Origin of the sequence: Alloalcanivorax venustensis ISO4 (assembly GCF_015356855.1) — a bacterium.
In the GTDB taxonomy this organism is placed as follows: domain Bacteria; phylum Pseudomonadota; class Gammaproteobacteria; order Pseudomonadales; family Alcanivoracaceae; genus Alloalcanivorax; species Alloalcanivorax venustensis.
In genome coordinates this window covers 1-16,379 of sequence record NZ_ARXR01000001.1, presented here as the reverse complement: position 1 = coordinate 16,379, position 16,379 = coordinate 1, and the positions used below count along the sequence as shown (strand labels likewise).

Genomic DNA, 16,379 nt, shown 5'->3' with positions numbered 1-16,379 from the left:
CCCCGTCCCTTAGTTGTTGCTCGACAGGACGTCGTCATAGGCATCCGGGTCTTCCTGGTTGGTGAAACGGAAGTTTCGATTGTTGATGTTGGCCGGCTCGCCGTTGGGGTCGTCGTCCAGCAGCCCCTTCACGAAGGCCGTGAAGTTGGTGTTGTTGTTGACCACCGGGTCGTTGTCGCTGTCGCCGCCGCAGGCGGCGAGACCGACAATCAGACCCGCCAGTAACGCACCCTGTTTAATCAATCTCATCGGATCGCTCCTGTTTATCGAGCTTCGTTCGGAGAGCCCGGGATCGGATTCGCCAGGTACGGGAACTCGGCCAGATAGGTGTCATCGTTGTCGATTTCACCGCTGATCACCGAGGTGGCGGCGGTGGCGCCGGCGGCCCGTGTGCCGTCGGTGTAGAAGTTGTCACCGTTCTGAGGCGTGGACTGGGTGCCGCAGTTGCCGGCGTCTAACTGGCCACAGAGCTTGCCCATCGCCGCGTTCAACGCGATATCCACCACGTCGTCATAGGGACGGCGACCGTTCGGGAATCCGGCGAGGTCGCCACCGACTACGCCGAGATCGTTCTGATCGGCGGGAACCGTCGGCTCGATGTCAGTATTAAGCCGCAGCATTTCGCTGGGGGTCACGGTGGGCAGCTGGTTCACACCCGGGAAGCCGGTCAGGAAGGCGGTGACCAGATCGTTACGCGGCGTTTCCGGTGGCAGCGCAGCGTCGCCGAACAGAGCATTCAGCAGCACAGGCAGGCTCGGATTCGTAACGTATTGCGCGAATTGGCCATCGTCCTTGGGTTCACTGGCGTTGAAGCGGTCCTTGTCCGGCAGGCCGATCACCACTTCGTTGACCAGCGGTGAGCCGAGACGGGAGACCTGGGTGAAGGCGCCGCCTTCCACGCTGGCCGGTTTGGCGCCGGCGGAACCGGTCACCGCGGAGCCCTGCGGGGCCGGGTTGATGACCCGCGCCTGCGGCACGCTGGCGGTGGTCCAGCCACCGATCACGGCGCTATCACCGGCGGTCAGGCAGCTTTTAGGTACTTCCAGCGCAAGACTGGTGATGTTCTTGTCGCCGATGATGTTGCGTTCGCCGTCACGGGGGCCGACCGGATTGGTATTAACCAGGTCGAAGACTTCGCCCAGATTGACCACGAAGCCTTCCTTGCGCTGACCGACGAACACTCTGCCGTCGTTATCGCAACCGGGAATGGCGATCGGGTAAATCGCGTCGCTGGCGTAGGCGGGGTAATCGGGAATCGACTTGTTGCCGATGTTGTCCATCGGCTTGATGAAGGTTTCAGAGCTGCTGCTCGCATTGGTGATGGCTTGCGACTGGCCGCTGCGGCGGTCGCCGGTAATCAGCTTCACCGTATAGGTCTGCGTGACGTTGAGCGCATTGGTGTCGCCCGCGGAGATCGGGCCGATATTGCTCAGCGGCACCGGGGTGTCGCCATCCGCGCCGGCGGGCACGGCAAGGTTCTTGTATTCGTTGTTGAACTGGAACTGGAATGTCAGATCCTCGATAGCGTCGCCGTCGTTATCGATATGAATTTCATAAACGGCGTTTTCGTCGAGAAGAAAATAGTTCGGACCGCCGTAGGCATCTTGCAGCGGCTGGTAGTTGGCGATGAGGGTTACAAAGTCCGAGCGGGTGGGTTCATAGCTGCGGAACATATAGAAGTCCGTGCCGTCGACCTTCGGACTGCCGGTGATGAACGGGGCTTCACGGTGGCTTGACGCGAGCACCGAGGGCGCGGCCAGAACCAGTGAGGCCACCGCGATGGCGAGTGGTGATTTGGCAAGCAGATGTTGCATTTTTTTCTCCAGTTTTCGGTAGCGATCACGTTGTAATACGAGTTGGGTGATCGTTTGGATGCGGTAAAAAATTAACTTTTTATTGCATCCATTCGGCGGCGGAGCGCGTATCAGAGGGGAGCGGGTAACACTGGAAATTCCACCCTTCCCCGTGAGCGCGGCGTGTAGACAAAGGAGCGGGACGCGCCATGAGTGAAAAGTTTTCGGATATGGTGCAACTAATGGCGCAGACTTCCAGAGGAGACCTGGCTTCGTTCGAAAGGTTGTATAGCGCGACTTCGCCGCGTTTATACGGCCTTTGTCTGCGAATGCTGGGGAATCGGCACGAGGCCGAGGACGTGTTACAGGAAATCTACATAAAAGTTTGGCACCACGCCGGTGAGTACCATCCTGAACGCGGTTCACCGCTCACCTGGATAATTTCCATCGGCCGTTACGCCTGCATGGATGTGCTGCGCCAGCGGCGCGGTCATCAGGATGTGGACGACCTGAAAAATCAGTTACGCAGCGGAGCCATGGAGCCCCAGCAGGCGGCGCTGGCAAGCGCGGACGAAAAAATTCTCGACCGTTGTCTCCGTGAGCTTAGTGATGAGCATCGCGCCAGCATTCAGCTGGCTTACTTTCACGGTCTTACCCATGGGCAGATGGCGCGCACCCTGGGGCGGCCGCTGGGCACAGTGAAAAGCTGGGTCCGTCGCGGTCTGGATTTCATGCGCCGGTGTCTGGAACGATGAAAGCGGATCGGCACGAACGTAATCACGCCCTTGCCGCGGAGTATGTGCTGGGCACCCTGACCGGCGCCGCCCGCCGCCGTTTCGAAACCTGGATGCTGGAGTCGCCACGGGTGCGGCGTCAGGTGTGGTATTGGGAGCGCCGCTTCCAGGCGCTCAACGGCGCCATTCCCGAGCGCCGCCCACCGGCGGTGGTATGGCGCAAAGTGCGTGGCCGCATTGATCGTCCGGGTAGCGGCGCCCGGAACCTGTGGTGGCCGGTGGGGGGCCTGTTGGCCGCCTCCCTGGTGATCGCGGTGATGCTGTTCTGGCCGGCGGCGCCGGCACCGCAACGTTTCGTCGGGGTGATCCAGAACAGCCAGGCGGAACCCCTGTGGGTGCTGGAGGCCCGCAGCGAGGACGGCCGGCGTTACCTGTCCGCGCAGGGCGTGCAGGTGGACGCCCCCGCCGACGGCAAGGCGTTCGAGCTGTGGTTGTTGCCCCGTTCCGGGGCCGCCATCTCCATGGGGCTGTTACCGACCGCCGACGAGGAGCAGGCCGCGGCCTTGACCGAGGAACATCTCCAGGTGCTGCGCCGTTCGCGCACCCTGGCCGTGAGCCTGGAACCGGCGGGCGGCTCACCCACCGGTCAACCCACCGGCCCGGTGTTGTATCAGGTCAGGATGGTCACCCTGTAAGCGCCGCCGCCGGCCGTGGCGGCCGTTGCCGGGTTCGTTCGGGTCAGGACCGGGGTTCATTATGGTCATTGAGCGCGGCGGCGGGCCGGGCGTAGTCTTGGGGTTCTTTCGAATTCAGGCGAGGAACTCATCGTGACCACGGCATACATCGTAGAAGCGGTACGCACCGCCGGCGGCCGCCGCAACGGCCGGCTCAGCCGGGTTCACCCGGCGGATCTGGGCGGTAAAGTGATTGATGCGGTATTGGAGCGCACCGGTGTCGCCCCGGACCGGGTGGACGACGTGATCTACGGCTGCGTCAGCCAGATCGGGCCGCAGACCTTCAATATCGCGCGCACCTCCGTGCTCAGTTCACGGTTGCCGGAATCGGTGCCCGGCGTGTCCATCGACCGGCAGTGCGGTTCCTCCCAGCAGGCCATTCATTTCGCCGCCCAGGCGGTGATGAGCGGCACCCAGGACCTGGTGATCGCCGGTGGCGTGGAATCCATGAGCCAGGTGCCGATCGGCTCCCCGGTCACCGTGGCCAAGGAGCTGGGCAATCCGTTCACCGGCGAAATCAGCCGCCGCTACCCGGGCGAGAACTTCAGCCAGTTCGTGGGCGCCGAGCGCATGGCCAAGAAGTACGGCGTCAGCAAGGACGACCTGGACCGGTTCGCCTACGACTCCCACCGCCGCGCCGCCGCCGCCACCGAGGCCGGCCGCTTCAAGCAGGAAATTCTGCCGGTGAACGTGAACCTGGATGACGGCGGGGAGACCCTGCACGATGTGGACGAAGGCATTCGCTGGGACGCCGACCTGGATTCCATCCGCGGGCTGCAGCCGCTGGCGGAGAACGGCATCATCAGCGCCGCCAACGCCAGCCAGATCACCGACGGCGCCTCGGCGGTGCTGGTGGCCAGCGAGCAGGCGGTGAAGGAATTCGGTCTCAAGCCGCTGGCGCGCATCCACGCCATGGCGGTGGTCGGCTCCGACCCCACCATGGTGCTGGAAGGTCCGATCCCGGCCACCGAAAAGGTGCTCAAGCGGGCCGGCATGACCCTGGCGGACATCGATCTGTATGAGGTCAACGAAGCGTTCGGCTCCGTGCCGCTGGCATGGATGAACGCCCTCGGCGCCGACTACGACAAGCTGAACGTCAACGGCGGCGCCCAGGCGCTGGGCCACCCGCTGGGCGCCACCGGCGCCAAGCTGATGGGCACGCTGGTGTACGAGCTGAAACGGCGCGGTGGCCGCTACGGTCTGCTGGCGATCTGCGAAGGTCTCGGCACCGCCAACGCCACCATCATCGAAGTGCTCTAACGCCGTTCCAACGGCCCTTCGCCGGGCCGTGCGGGCCAAAAGAAGCCCGGCGCTTGTGGTTGGCGCCGGGCTTTTCTATGTTGAGCGGATAACCCGAAAATCCCCCAACACAGGTGACAGGCATGGCCACAGGCACGGTGCGCAGCAACGGCGTCGATCTCTTCTACGAAACCCGTGGGCCCGAGGACGGCGAACCGCTGGTCTTTATCATGGGTCTCTCCGCGCAGCTGGTGTTCTGGCCGGAAGGTCTGCTCGACGCCATGGCCAACCGGGGTTACCGGGTGATCGCCTTTGACAACCGTGACGCCGGTAAATCCACCGCCATCCGCGAGCCGTTCAAGTACGGCCCGATGACGGCGATGCTGCGCTACATGGTCGGCCTCAAAGTCCACGCCCCCTACACCCTGGACGATCTGGTCGCCGACACCATGGGGCTGCTGGACGCCCTGGGTATCGAGCGCGCCCATCTGGTGGGCGCCTCCATGGGCGGCATGGTCGCGCAACTGGCCGCCGCCACCCATCCGGAGCGGGTGCTCAGCGTCACCTCGATCATGTCCAGCACCAACAGCCCCTTCCTGCCGCCGCCGAAACCGGCGGCGCTGAAAACCCTGGTGGCGCCGCGGGTGAAGATTGAAACCGTGGAAGACTATGTGGCGTTCGGCCTGGGGATGATGGCCAAGCTGGGCGGCACCCTGGACCAGGGCCGCGAAGAACTCACCGAGATGTTCCAGCGCAGCTGGGAGCGGGGCCTGAACCCGCGCGGTATCCGCAACCAGTTCATGGCGATCATGGCCACCGGCAACCTCAGTAAGCGCCTGAAAAAAGTGCGCTGCCCCGCCCAGGTGATTCACGGCGGCAGCGATCCGCTGATCCGGCCCGCCGGCGGCCGCGCCTCGGCCCGCGCCATGCCCGGCGCCCGGCTCGCCATCATCGACGGCATGGGCCACGACTTCCCGCCGTCGGTGCAGCCGCGCCTGATCGAGCTGGTCGCCGAGAACTGCGCCCGCGCCGGCCGCACCGCAAAAGCCGCCGCCTAGCCCTGGTAGGAGCGGGCCCAGCCCGCGAAAGGGAGCGAAGCTCCCGGCAGGATCCCAGAGACGCTGTTAGTGCCCACCTTCAGGCCCGGTCGCCGGGAAAGGTCAGCACCTCGTCGATGCGATTGCTGTTTCGTTGGGCCATCAACAGCCGCTCCACACCCATGGCCACGCCGCTGCAGGCGGGCAAACCATGGTGCATGGCGTCGAGGAGGTAAGGGTCGGCGTCCATAACATTCAGGCCGTACTCCCCTCGCAGCCGGCTATCCCGCTCAAACCTTCGGCGCTGCTCGTCGGCGTCGGTCAGTTCCTGGTAGCCGTTGGCCAGCTCCAGGCCCCGGTAATAAATCTCGAACCGTAAGGCCACTTCGGTGCCGTCGGTGTCCGTGCGGGTTTGGGCCAGGGCGGCGGCCCAGCTTGGGAAGTCGGTGACTACCGAGAGCTGTTCGGCGGGCAGGGCGGCTTCCACCGTGGTGGCCATCAGGTAATCCACCGCGGCGGCTTTATCCAGGTCTTCGGGAGCGCCGTGTTGTTCGGCGCGCTGAATCAGGTCGCTGTCCGAAGTGGTCAGCGGGTCCAGCCCAGTGACGTCGGCGAACAGGTCGCGGAACCGATAAGTCCGCGACGGCGCGCCGGGGAACAGTTCGCCGAACAGGGTCAGGCACTCGTTGATCAGAGCGCTCAGATCAAAACCCGGCCGGTACCATTCCAGCATGGTGAACTCGGGGTTGTGCCGGGCGCCGGCTTCGCCGTCCCGGTAGGCTTTGCAGATCTGATAGATCGGCCCGCTGCCGGCGGCCAGCAGCCGCTTCATATGATATTCCGGCGAGCTCTGCAGATAGCCGTGGCCGGGCACCGGAATGCACTGAATATGGGGGTCGCTGACCCCGTGGCGCGCCAGTTGCGGGGTGTCCACTTCCAGCACGCCCCGGGCGGCAAAAAAAGCGCGCACCGTGCTCAGCAGCCCGGCGCGCGCTTTGATGGCCTCCAGGGAGGCGGTGGGCCGCCAGTCGGTCACCACTAGTTTTTGATACGGCCCGCGTACTCGCCGGTGCGGGTGTCCACCTTGGCGATTTCCCCTTCCTGCACGAACAGGGGCACGCGGATCACCGCGCCGGTGCTCAGGGTGGCCGGCTTGCCGCCGGTGCCGGCGGTGTCGCCCTTCAGGCCGGGATCGGTCTCGACGATCTCCAGCTCCACGAAGTTGGGCGGGTTCACGTTCAGCGGCTCGCCGTTGTAAAGGGTCACCTCGCACATGTCCTCTTCCTTGAGCCACTGCTTGGCGTCGCCCACCGCGGCTTCGTCCGCCTGCTTCTGCTCGAAGGTCTCGGTGTCCATGAAGTGCCAGAATTCGCCGTCGCTGAAGATGTACTGCATCTGCACATCCAGCACGTCGGCGCCTTCCAGGCTGTCGCCGGATTTAAAGGTGCGTTCCCACACCTTGCCGGTCTTCAGGTTGCGCAGCTTTACGCGGCTGAAGGCCTGGCCCTTGCCGGGCTTTACGAACTCGTTCTCGATGATGGCGCAGGGGTCGCCGTCGAGCATAACCTTCAAGCCGGACTTGAATTCACTGGTAGAATAGCTGGCCATAGATATCTATCCACTGTGTCGGGGAATTACCGGATGGCATTTAAGAAGCTGGCCATGATAACGCAGGAAGCGGACGGTTGGCAGGTACCCGACTGGCGCCGTCTGCAGGCCGACCTGGTGACCGGGGTGGGGGAGCTGTGCGAGCGGCTGTCGCTGCGCCCCGACCAGATCCCCGGCGGCGCCGACGACGACAGCGCCTTCCCGTTGCGGGTGCCGCGCCGTTACCTGGATCTGATCGAACCGGGCAACCCCGACGACCCGCTGCTGCTGCAGATCCTCGCCACCGGCCGCGAGCGCGAGGCGGTGCCCGGCTATAACGCCGACCCGCTGGATGAATCCCGCCACACCCCGGTGCCCGGCCTGCTGCACAAATACCATGGCCGCGCGCTGCTGGTGGTCACCGGCGCCTGCGCGGTGCATTGCCGCTACTGCTTTCGCCGCCACTTCCCGTACCAGGAGCATCTGTCCGGCGGCCGTTGGCAACAGGCACTGGACTGGCTGGCGCGGCGCACCGACATCAACGAGGTGATCCTCAGCGGCGGTGATCCGCTGACGCTGAGCAACCGGCGCCTGGGCGAGCTGCTGGAGGCCCTGGCGGCGCTGCCGCATCTGCGCCGCCTGCGGATCCACAGCCGCACCCCGGTGGTGATTCCCGAGCGCCTGGATGAGGGGTTGGCGGCGTTGCTGGCGTCGCCACGCTGGCGCGCCACCCTGGTGCTGCACGCCAACCACCCCCGCGAGATCAGTCCGGCGCTGGCGGAGCGCTGCCGCGCCCTGGGCCGCGGCGGCGTCACCCTGCTCAATCAGTCGGTGCTGCTGGCCGGGGTCAACGACGACGCCGAGGCCCTGGCGTCCCTGTCCGACGCCCTGTTCGAGGCCGGCGTGCTGCCCTATTACCTGCACCAGTTGGACGCGGTGGCGGGCGCCGCCCATTTCGCGGTGCCGGACGCGCGCGCCCGCGACCTGCACGCCGCCCTGCGGGACCGGCTGCCGGGGTTCCTGGTGCCCAGGCTGGCGCGCGAAGAACCGGGAGCGGGTTCAAAAACGGTATTGGCTGGATAATGTACAATTACCGGGTGTTCAAGTTATATTTGTGATGATCATCACAACAATAATTTGAATATAGCCTTCGCCGGGCGGCGGAGGCCAAGCCTGTGAGGAACAAGCCATGGAAGAGGCCCGCCAAACGGAGTCGGCGTGGGAAGTGCGTCTGGGGGTTCCGGAACCGGAATTGGACAAACTGTCGCTGGCCAGTGCCCGGCCGCGCCGGCTGCGCGCCTGGCTGGATGCGCTGCCGATCGGCGACCCGCACCGCGGAGCGCCGCCGTTACTGACGTTGCTGGACGAACTGCCCCGTTTGCGCGTTGACGGCCGCCGCCGGCTGGCCCTGCTGGAGGAGATCCGGCCCCGCCTCCGGCAACTGGCCTACACCCTGGAAAGCCGCTACCTGAATCTGCCCTTGATGCCGCCGGAGCGTGCGCTGCAGGCCGCCGCGTTATCGCACCGCTTGTTCCAGGGGCTGGCCATCGGCTACCAGAGCGTGGCCGCGCCGCTGTTGCGCGGCAAGCTCAACCGGCCCGAACGTCAAGCCGCCGCCACCGCCCTGCAGCGCGCCATGGACGCCCGCGCCCAGGATCTGTTTCTGCACATGCTGCTCTACAAGGAGCCGCCGGCGGGCACCTGGCAGGTCCTGCACAACCTCTATGCCGAAGCCGAGCGCCACGCCCTGGAGGCGCTCACCGTGTCGGACCCGGAGTTGCCCGGCGAGGAAGGCGCGGTGTTGATCGCTTATGGCCGTTTGCTGCTCACCGCCAGCGCCCAGCCCAATCAGCTTCGCCAGCCGGCGTTGATGGCACTGTACCGGGCCGCCGCCCACTGGGCCCGCTGGATGCCGTTGCTGGCGGACGCTGCCGACGCCCCCTTCCATGTGGATCTGCAAAGCGACGCCGGCCCCCAGGCCCTGTCCGCCACGGCGGGCGACGGCCAGGCGCTGCGTTACTTCGACACCCGGCCGCTGGCCGCCGCGCTGGCCGAAGGCGGCCCCGGCCACCGCAGCCGGCCGTTGTCGGACATCCTCTCCCACCATTTGCGCTGGGCCTGGCTGGGCCCGCGCGAGCGGCGCGGGCCGCGCCGCCCGGTGGACGGTGAAATGCTGCTCTGTCTGGGGCTGGACGCGGTGCACCGGCGCCTGGACCAGGGCGAGGGCGATGAGCCCCTGCACCGGGTGCGGCGGGTGGATCACGGCGACGGCGGTTACTGTCTGGAGTGGCGTGGCGGCACCCCCAACACCCTGCGCGCCGGCGGCCTGCTGGCGCTGTCGCCGATGGAGCAGCCGCAATGGCGGGTCGGAGAAATACGCTGGGTGGCCTGGCTCGGCGACGCGGTACGCCTGGGCGTGGCGTTGTTGCCCGAGACCCTGCGGCCGGTGCGTGTCAGCGCCGGCGACCCCAATGCCTGGCCGGCGCCGGCGTTGCTGGTGCCGTCCCCGGAAGGTGACGATCCGGAGACCCTGGTGGTGCCCACCACCGGCTACCGCAGCGGTACCCGCCTGACCCTGTGGGACGGCCCGCCCCGGGACACCCGGCTCGGCGTGCGCCTGGCCGGCTCCCCGGATATCGCCCAGTACACCCTGCGTCCGGCGGTCTGAGCGCCGGCGCTCCGCAAGGACAATCCCGCGCGGCGGTAAGGTCTTTGGCGAACGCAGTCCCGTCAGGCACAATAGATGCTCTACGAATAACGGATGAGCACTGGCGCCGATGAATTACGCCCTCGATACCCTCCGCTTGCTGATCGCGCACGATTCCCAGGACGAAGCTGAACAGCTTATGAACACCCTCCGTAACGCCGGCCGCGCCACCCGCGCGCAGCTGGCCCTGGGCGAGGACGATCTGGTGAGGGCACTGAAGGGCGGCGCCTGGGAACTGATGCTGTGCCGGCCCACCTTCGGTGACGGCTCCTTCGAAAGCGCCATGGCGCACCTGAACCGGCTCGGCAAGGCACTGCCGGTGATTCTGCTCAGCGACGACTACAATGCCGAGATCGTGCGTAACGCCTACAAGGCCGGCGCCCGCGCGGTGGCGCCCAAGGACGACCGCGAAATGCTGATGCAATGCGTCGACCGGCTGATGGAATTCCTGCGCCTGCGCAAGGAGCTGCAACACTCCGAGATCACCCGCCACGAAGCGGAAAAGCGGCTCAGCCAGTTGATGGATCAGAGCCGCGACGCCATCGCCTATGTGCTCGACGGCATGCACATCCATGCCAATGACAACTACGCCCGCATGTTCGGTTACGACAGCGCCGAGGAACTGGCCGGCGTGCCGATCATGGACATGGTCTCCGCCAGTGACCACGACCGCCTCAAGAAGCTGCTGCGCAGCCGCGCCGAGAACGCCAGCCAGACCAACGAGCTGGAATGCCGTGGTGTGCATACCGACGACAGCGAATTCGACGCCACCTTCGTGTTCTCGCCCAGCACCTACGACGGCGAGGCCTGCACCCAGATCGTGATCCGCGCCGCCAGCCTGGACGAGAACGCCCTGCAGGAGCGCCTGCACGAGATCAGCCAGACCGATCAGGTCACCGGCCTCTACAGCCGCACCTGGTTCATGGAACAGCTGGATCAGGCGGTGGCCGAAGCGGCCCGCCAGGGGCAACTGGCGGCGGTGCTGTATCTGCGCCTGGACGGCTTTGAACAGCACCAGTCCAGCCTGGGCATGGAAGGCGCCGACGATGTGCTGCGGGCGGTGGCGGACTGGCTGCGCGAGCACAGCGCCGGCGGCAAGCTGGCGCGGGTGGACGGCGAGGATTTCGCCCTGCTCAAGCCGGTCAACGACCTGGACGAAGCCGGGCAACTGGCGGAAGAGTTGCGCGCCGGCATCGAGACCCTGATGCCGGAAGTGGCCAGCCGCACCGCCCACGTCACCGCCAGCCTGGGGCTGGCGTTCGCCCGCGAGGACGCGCGCAGCAGCCAGGACATTCTCACCAAGGCGCTGAAATGCTGTAACCAGGCGCAGCGCGAAAACAACGAGCAGGGCAATGCCATCAAGATCCATGACCCCATGGACGATGTGGCCGCCGGCTCCTCCGAAGCGATCGCGCTGAGCATCCGCCAGGCGCTGGAGAAAGGCAGCTTCCGCCTCAAATACCAGCCGCTGATGAGCCTGGAAGACGAAAACGAGCATGTCTTCGAAGTGTTCGTGCACATGCCGCAGAAGCAGGGCGACGACCTGGCCGCCGCCGACTTCATGCCCACCGCCGCCGAGCAGGGCCTGGCCGGCAAGGTGGACCGCTGGGTGGTGCTCAACGCCATGCGCGCGGCGGCCGCCCACGAACAGAAAATCACCTTGCTGGTGAATCTCAGCGGTTACTCCCTGGGCGAGCCGGGCCTGGCGGAATGGCTCACCAAGGCGATGCGCGCCGCCAAGTTGTCCGGCGAGCAGGTGATCTTCCAGTTCAGCGAAGGCGATGCGGTCAATTACCTCAAGCAGGCGGCGGCGTTCGCCGACGCGGTGCGCAAACAGGGCTGCGGCCTGTCGATCAGCCGTTTCGGCGGCGGCCTGGACCCGTTCAAACTGTTCGAGCACATTCCCGCCACCATGGTGAAATTCGAAGGCTCCTTCACCCAGGAACTGAGCAAAGCGGAAAGCCGGGAACGGTTCGCGGAAATCATTCAGCAAGCCCGCGACAGCGGCCGCCGCACCCTGGTCGGCTTCGTCGAATCCGCCGCCCAGATGCAAACCCTGTGGAGCCTCGGCGGCGTCGACTACCTGCAGGGCTATTATCTGCAGGCGCCGATGGACCGCCTCGAGACGGCGGAAACCACGGAAGGATGAGAGAGCAGTTAACAGTGAACAGTTAATAGTTAATAGCGAAACAAAGCCAGTGGCCCGCGCTTTTTTAACTATTCACTGTTAACTGTTAATTATTAACTATTTCAGTAGTTCCTGTTGGTCTTTGTCGCGGACGCCAATCAGATAAAGAATGCCGTCCAGCCCCAGGGTGGAAATCGAGTGGGCGGCGTTTTCCTTCACCAGCGGTTTGGCGCGGAAGGCGATGCCGAGGCCGGCGGCGCCCAGCATGGGCAGGTCGTTGGCGCCGTCGCCCACGGCGATCACCTGCTCCAGGTTGATGCCTTCGCGGGCGGCGATCTCCCGCAACAGCTCCGCCTTGCGCTCGCCGTTGACGATCGGCTCCGCCACCTCGCCGGTGACCTTGCCGTCGACGATCTCCAGGGTGTTGGCGTAGACGTAGTCGATGCCCAGCAGTTTCTGCAGCCAGTCACCGAACCAGGTGAAGCCGCCGGACAGAATCGCGGTGCGGTAGCCCAGCGCTTTCAGGGTGGGGATCAGCCGGTCGGCGCCTTCGGTGAGCTGAATGCGCTCGCGCACCCGTTCCAGGGCGCTTTCGTCCAGCCCTTTAAGCAGCGCCACCCGGGCGCGGAAGCTTTCGTTGAAATCCAGCTCGCCGAGCATCGCCCGGTCGGTGATCGCCGCCACCTGCTCGCCGACGCCGGCCTCGGCGGCCAGCTCGTCGATCACCTCCGAGCGGATCAGCGTGGAATCCATATCGAACACCACCAGGCGGCGGTTGCGCCGGAAAGCGCTGTCGCGCTGGAAGGCGATGTCCAGGTTGCGTTCGTTGGCGATCGCCAGGAAGGCGGCGCGCATGGCGCCCGGATCACGGGGTTCGCCGCGTACCGAGATTTCCACGCAGGCGCGGCCGTCCGGGTCGCTGTCCTCGCCTTCCAGGTGCACCCGGCCGGAAAGCCGCGCGATGCTGTCGATGTTGAGGTCGTTATCCGCCACCACGGTGGTCACGTCGCCGAGCTGCTCGGCGGTGATCTTGCGCGCCAGCAGGGTAATGATGTGGCGGTCCTTGCCCTGACCGGACACCCACTGCTCGTAGCGGTCCTCGTCGATGGGCCGGAAGCGCACCGAGATATTGCGCTTGTGCGCCTCGAACAGCAGGTCCTTGAGCATCGAGGACGCCTCCGCCGCCGGCGGCACTTCCACCAGGATGCCCAGCGACAGGGTGTCGTGGATCACCGCCTGGCCGATATCCAGAATATTCAGGTGGTAGCGGGCCAGAATGCGGGTAAAGGCCGCGGTGAGGCCGGGCCGGTCGTTGCCGGACACCTGGATGAGAATAATCTCGCGCACGCTGGGGGATTCCTCGGGCTGGTCGGTACGTTGCGGAACAGCCGCTAAGATTACCAGAAAACCGTGCCGGGTTGGCGTGCGTGCGCCAGAGCCAAGCGTAGCGCCGCCACCACGGGTTATACTCCCGGCCGTCGCGTTCACAGGCAAGGAAGGCACTGCATGTCGGTGTGGGAAAAATGGCGGCCCTGGCTGCAACGGGAAAAACAACTGCTGCTGGAACTGGCGCTGATGCTGCTGGTGGCGCTGGTGGTGGGGGTCTATTTTCTGGAGCACTTCTCCGCCCGCCTGCAGGCGGAGCAGCGGGTGCAATTGAAGGCCCTGGCGCAACAGACCGCGCTGCGCTCCGCCGAGTCCCTGGCCGGTGACGACCTGATCGGGCTGAACGTGATCGCCCGCGAAACCCGCGCCCTGGAGCCGGTCGGCGGCGTGCAGTTTCTGGACGTGGCCCGTGAGCCGGTCACCGGCAAGAGCGACGACAGCCTGCCGGTGAAAGTGGAGGTGCCGGTGGCCCTGCCGGACGGCGAGCTGGCCGGCTCGGTGGTGCTGGCCGCCGCCCACGACACCGCGCCGCGTCAGCGCCTGGAAACCGGCTATGTGCTGGTGGTGCTGGGCCTGCTGGCCCTGCGCGCCGCGGCCGAGGTGATCCGCCGCCGGCTGTGGCGGCCCGCCGCGCCGCCGGCGACGGCCGCGCCCGCCACGGATCAGGACACGGCGTCCGAAACGCCGCCGGTCGCCCCGGTGGACGGCGATGCGCCGGCGCCGGATGGCGTGTCCGTGGAGTTGCGTTTGAGCGTGGTCAACTTCGATCATTTCCAGCAGCGCTACACCCGCTCGGCGCTGGAAGCGTTGCTGGCGGATTACCACCACCTGCTGCGCGAAGTGGCGGCGCTGTACGGCGGCGAAGTGATCACCGCCATCGGCGACCGGGCGCGCATCCGCTTCACCGGCGAGCCGCTGTCGCACACCGCCTTTTCGGCGCTATGCGCCGGCCTGCTGTTCCTGCGCGTGGCCCGCCTGCAGGCGCCGCGGCGCAAAGCCGGCCAGTCGCCGGCGCTGGAGTTCAAGGCCCTGGTCAGCAACCAGTTCAACGAGGCGGACAGCTGGGCCCTGTGCCTGGCCGGGGTGCCGGGCCGGCTGAACGTGCCCGAGGCGGAACTGACCCGCGCCGAACTGGACGTCAAAGCCCTCTACCAGACCGAGCGGGCACAGCTGGTTCAAGCCGGTGACCGGCAGATTCGCCTGCAGCCGGTGGAGCAGCTCGCGCACCGCTATCAGACCCTGCTGCGCACTCAGGCGGAAAAGGTCATGGGCGGTTCCGGGGTGTCCGGCGACGCCTCGCCGAGCAAGTAACCGCGCATCGCCGCGCCGATCAACTGGGGCAGCTCCGGCATGCCCCGGTTGCCGAACAGGCGGTTGAATTCCAGCACGTAGGGGCGGCCCTCCACCCAGGCCACGTCGAACCCGGCGTGGTCGATGCCCAGCTCGCGGGCAAGCCGGGTGACCAGCGCCAGGGCCGGCTCCGGCACCGGCAGGTCGGTGCGCACCCGCGCCCCGCGCGCCAGATTGTTGTGGAAGCTGGTGCCCTCGCGCCAGTAGCTGGCGATCACGTCACGGCCCACCACCACCACGCGCAAATCGCGCACGATCGGCAGCAGCTTCTGGATATACAGCACCTCGCTGTGAGCGGCGTAGTCCAGTAACTGCTGGCGGCTCTCGATCAGAAACACGCCGCTGCCCTGGCTGGAGCGGATCTGCTTGGCCACGAACGGAAAGCGCCAGGTATCCAGCACCTGGCTGATGCCGTGCGGCCCCGCCGGCAGGATATCGGTCTCGGGCAGATGTTCCGGGCACGCCAGCTTCAGCGCCCGGGTCATTTCCACCTTGTCGTGCCCCAGGTGGTAACTGGCCAGGCTGGGAAAAATCGGCCGGCCCAGCACATAGTGCAGGCTGTGCAGCTGCCAGTAAGCCGGGAACAGCAGCCAGTCCGCGTCGAGCAACCGCGCGCGCTGGTCGTGCATCAGCTCCGGTTTGATGTAATGCACGCCCGGCAGGCCCAGGGTGCGGAAAGGGTCAAAGGTGATCAGTTTCAAAGGCCGACGGACCTCAGGCTAAAAGCCCGCGCACGGTCGCGCGGGCGAACCGCGAATTTATAGGGCTAAACGGGCCCCTCGGCAAGCGGATTTGTCATGGCCAGCGGGGTCCGCACCGGCTAGGCTTTGGCGCACAACGACACTCGGGAGAACGCTGTGAATTTACCCCCTTTGCAAAGCGGTGAGGTGCTGGCGGCCGAAGACGGCGCGGTGCTCACCCTGACCCTGAACCGCCCGGACAAACTCAACGCCCTGACCGGCGCCATGTACCGCGACCTGGTCGACCTGCTGGCCTTCGCCGGCGACAGCGATGACGTGCGCGCGGTGCTGATCCTGGGGGCCGGCAAATCCTTCAGCGCCGGCAACGACCTGGCCGACTTCCTGGCCGCCGGCGAAGGCACCGAAGGCGGCGCGGCGCCCTTTATCCGCGCCGTGAGCCGCTTCGAAAAGCCGCTGGTGATCGGCGTCCAGGGCCATGCCGTGGGCGTGGGCACCACCATGCTGCTGCACGCCGACCTGGTGGTGGCCGCCGACGACGCCAAGTTCCTGACCCCGTTCGTCGACCTGGGCGCGGTGCCGGAAGCGGGCTCCGCCAAGCTGCTGCCGGCCTGGCTGGGCTACCAGCGCGCCGCGCGCATGCTGCTCGCCGGCGAGCCGCTGCTGGCCCCGGAAGCCCTGCAGGCCGGCCTGGTCGCCAAAATGGTCAGCCCCGCCGAACTGGCGGACACCGCCGCAGCCTACGCCCGCACCCTGGCGGCCAAGCCGCCCCGCGCCATGCGCGAAAGCAAGCGCCTGATGCGCCAGGCCGCGCAGATGGACCTCCACGACCTGATCGACCACGACCTGGCGCTGTTCGCCGAGCTCCTGCAAGGCGACGAAGCCAAAGCGATCCTCGCCGCCAAGGTCGGCAAAAAATAACATTCTGGTGCCGGTGTGGGCTGTGGGACCCTGTAGCCGGCTCGGTCTCGGTGCCCGGGGTCCAG

At 66.3% G+C, this 16,379-nt stretch carries 15 protein-coding genes; 9 read left to right on the top strand and 6 right to left on the bottom strand.

What is annotated here, in order from left to right; all coding sequences use genetic code 11:
- Positions 1-9 precede the first annotated feature (9 nt).
- Both ISO4_RS00075 and ISO4_RS00070 read right to left on the bottom strand, forming a co-directional pair.
- The gene (locus tag ISO4_RS00075; protein ID WP_142947455.1) at positions 10-249 is read right to left on the bottom strand and encodes a hypothetical protein; all 240 of its coding nucleotides are present in this window, start codon (positions 247-249) and stop codon (positions 10-12) included.
- A 14-nt stretch (positions 250-263) separates the two neighbouring features.
- The gene (locus tag ISO4_RS00070) at positions 264-1,814 is read right to left on the bottom strand and encodes a DUF4331 domain-containing protein (protein ID WP_142947454.1); all 1,551 of its coding nucleotides are present in this window, start codon (positions 1,812-1,814) and stop codon (positions 264-266) included.
- A gap of 188 nt (positions 1,815-2,002) precedes the next feature.
- Here ISO4_RS00070 and ISO4_RS00065 point away from each other — a divergent pair, with 188 nt between their 5' ends.
- The 4 genes from ISO4_RS00065 to ISO4_RS00050 all read left to right on the top strand — a co-directional run bounded on the left by ISO4_RS00065 (position 2,003) and on the right by ISO4_RS00050 (position 5,558).
- Entirely contained in the window at positions 2,003-2,548 is a 546-nt protein-coding gene (locus ISO4_RS00065; RefSeq protein ID WP_228547803.1) for a sigma-70 family RNA polymerase sigma factor, read from the top strand.
- Positions 2,545-3,222: an anti-sigma factor gene (locus ISO4_RS00060; RefSeq protein WP_194854729.1), complete on the top strand. Its 678-nt coding sequence runs from the start codon at positions 2,545-2,547 to the stop codon at positions 3,220-3,222. Before ISO4_RS00065 ends, ISO4_RS00060 begins: the two co-directional genes overlap by 4 nt.
- 132 nt (positions 3,223-3,354) lie before the next feature.
- On the top strand, positions 3,355-4,521 hold the full coding sequence (locus ISO4_RS00055) for an acetyl-CoA C-acetyltransferase (RefSeq protein WP_142947452.1): 1,167 nt from the start codon (positions 3,355-3,357) through the stop codon (positions 4,519-4,521).
- 122 nt (positions 4,522-4,643) lie between these two features.
- The gene (locus tag ISO4_RS00050) at positions 4,644-5,558 is read left to right on the top strand and encodes an alpha/beta fold hydrolase (protein ID WP_142947451.1); all 915 of its coding nucleotides are present in this window, start codon (positions 4,644-4,646) and stop codon (positions 5,556-5,558) included.
- Between the two features lie 79 nt (positions 5,559-5,637).
- On the opposite strand, the gene epmA is transcribed toward ISO4_RS00050, so the two are convergent.
- Together epmA and efp are read right to left on the bottom strand one after the other, a co-directional pair.
- Positions 5,638-6,573, bottom strand: a complete 936-nt coding sequence (gene epmA / locus ISO4_RS00045; protein WP_142947450.1) for an EF-P lysine aminoacylase EpmA — start codon at positions 6,571-6,573, stop codon at positions 5,638-5,640.
- Between the two features lie 2 nt (positions 6,574-6,575).
- The gene (efp, locus tag ISO4_RS00040) at positions 6,576-7,145 is read right to left on the bottom strand and encodes an elongation factor P (RefSeq protein ID WP_142947449.1); all 570 of its coding nucleotides are present in this window, start codon (positions 7,143-7,145) and stop codon (positions 6,576-6,578) included.
- A 33-nt stretch (positions 7,146-7,178) separates the two neighbouring features.
- On the opposite strand from efp, the gene epmB reads away from it, so the two are divergent.
- From epmB to ISO4_RS00025, 3 genes are all read left to right on the top strand, one after another.
- Complete coding sequence (epmB, locus tag ISO4_RS00035; RefSeq protein ID WP_228547802.1) at positions 7,179-8,207, top strand: EF-P beta-lysylation protein EpmB; 1,029 nt, start codon at positions 7,179-7,181, stop codon at positions 8,205-8,207.
- A gap of 106 nt (positions 8,208-8,313) precedes the next feature.
- Positions 8,314-9,792: a hypothetical protein gene (locus ISO4_RS00030; RefSeq protein WP_194854728.1), complete on the top strand. Its 1,479-nt coding sequence runs from the start codon at positions 8,314-8,316 to the stop codon at positions 9,790-9,792.
- Between the two features lie 109 nt (positions 9,793-9,901).
- Positions 9,902-11,980: an EAL domain-containing protein gene (locus ISO4_RS00025; RefSeq protein ID WP_194854727.1), complete on the top strand. Its 2,079-nt coding sequence runs from the start codon at positions 9,902-9,904 to the stop codon at positions 11,978-11,980.
- A gap of 96 nt (positions 11,981-12,076) precedes the next feature.
- Here ISO4_RS00025 and serB read toward each other — a convergent pair whose 3' ends face one another.
- Positions 12,077-13,306, bottom strand: a complete 1,230-nt coding sequence (serB, locus tag ISO4_RS00020) for a phosphoserine phosphatase SerB (RefSeq protein ID WP_142947446.1) — start codon at positions 13,304-13,306, stop codon at positions 12,077-12,079.
- A gap of 159 nt (positions 13,307-13,465) precedes the next feature.
- Here serB and ISO4_RS00015 point away from each other — a divergent pair, with 159 nt between their 5' ends.
- Positions 13,466-14,656, top strand: coding sequence for a hypothetical protein (locus tag ISO4_RS00015; protein ID WP_194854726.1), 1,191 nt, complete (start codon positions 13,466-13,468; stop codon positions 14,654-14,656).
- Here the strand turns inward: ISO4_RS00015 and ISO4_RS00010 are convergent.
- A complete protein-coding gene (locus tag ISO4_RS00010) occupies positions 14,596-15,396 on the bottom strand; it encodes an ATP-grasp domain-containing protein (protein WP_194854725.1) in 801 nt (266 codons plus the stop codon). The two genes, ISO4_RS00015 and ISO4_RS00010, sit on opposite strands and share 61 nt — an antisense overlap.
- A gap of 156 nt (positions 15,397-15,552) precedes the next feature.
- Here ISO4_RS00010 and ISO4_RS00005 point away from each other — a divergent pair, with 156 nt between their 5' ends.
- Entirely contained in the window at positions 15,553-16,314 is a 762-nt protein-coding gene (locus ISO4_RS00005; RefSeq protein WP_194854724.1) for an enoyl-CoA hydratase-related protein, read from the top strand.
- Positions 16,315-16,379 lie beyond the last annotated feature (65 nt).

What these genes read in the sequence shown, in the direction of transcription:
- ISO4_RS00075 (WP_142947455.1), bottom strand. Translation starts at nt 249, where the DNA reads ATGAGATTGATTAAACAGGGTGCGTTACTGGCGGGTCTGATTGTCGGT.
- ISO4_RS00070 (WP_142947454.1), bottom strand. Translation starts at nt 1,814, where the DNA reads ATGCAACATCTGCTTGCCAAATCACCACTCGCCATCGCGGTGGCCTCA.
- ISO4_RS00065 (WP_228547803.1), top strand. Translation starts at nt 2,003, where the DNA reads ATGAGTGAAAAGTTTTCGGATATGGTGCAACTAATGGCGCAGACTTCC.
- ISO4_RS00060 (WP_194854729.1), top strand. Translation starts at nt 2,545, where the DNA reads ATGAAAGCGGATCGGCACGAACGTAATCACGCCCTTGCCGCGGAGTAT.
- ISO4_RS00050 (WP_142947451.1), top strand. Translation starts at nt 4,644, where the DNA reads ATGGCCACAGGCACGGTGCGCAGCAACGGCGTCGATCTCTTCTACGAA.
- efp (WP_142947449.1), bottom strand. Translation starts at nt 7,145, where the DNA reads ATGGCCAGCTATTCTACCAGTGAATTCAAGTCCGGCTTGAAGGTTATG.
- epmB (WP_228547802.1), top strand. Translation starts at nt 7,179, where the DNA reads ATGGCATTTAAGAAGCTGGCCATGATAACGCAGGAAGCGGACGGTTGG.
- ISO4_RS00030 (WP_194854728.1), top strand. Translation starts at nt 8,314, where the DNA reads ATGGAAGAGGCCCGCCAAACGGAGTCGGCGTGGGAAGTGCGTCTGGGG.
- ISO4_RS00025 (WP_194854727.1), top strand. Translation starts at nt 9,902, where the DNA reads ATGAATTACGCCCTCGATACCCTCCGCTTGCTGATCGCGCACGATTCC.
- ISO4_RS00015 (WP_194854726.1), top strand. Translation starts at nt 13,466, where the DNA reads ATGTCGGTGTGGGAAAAATGGCGGCCCTGGCTGCAACGGGAAAAACAA.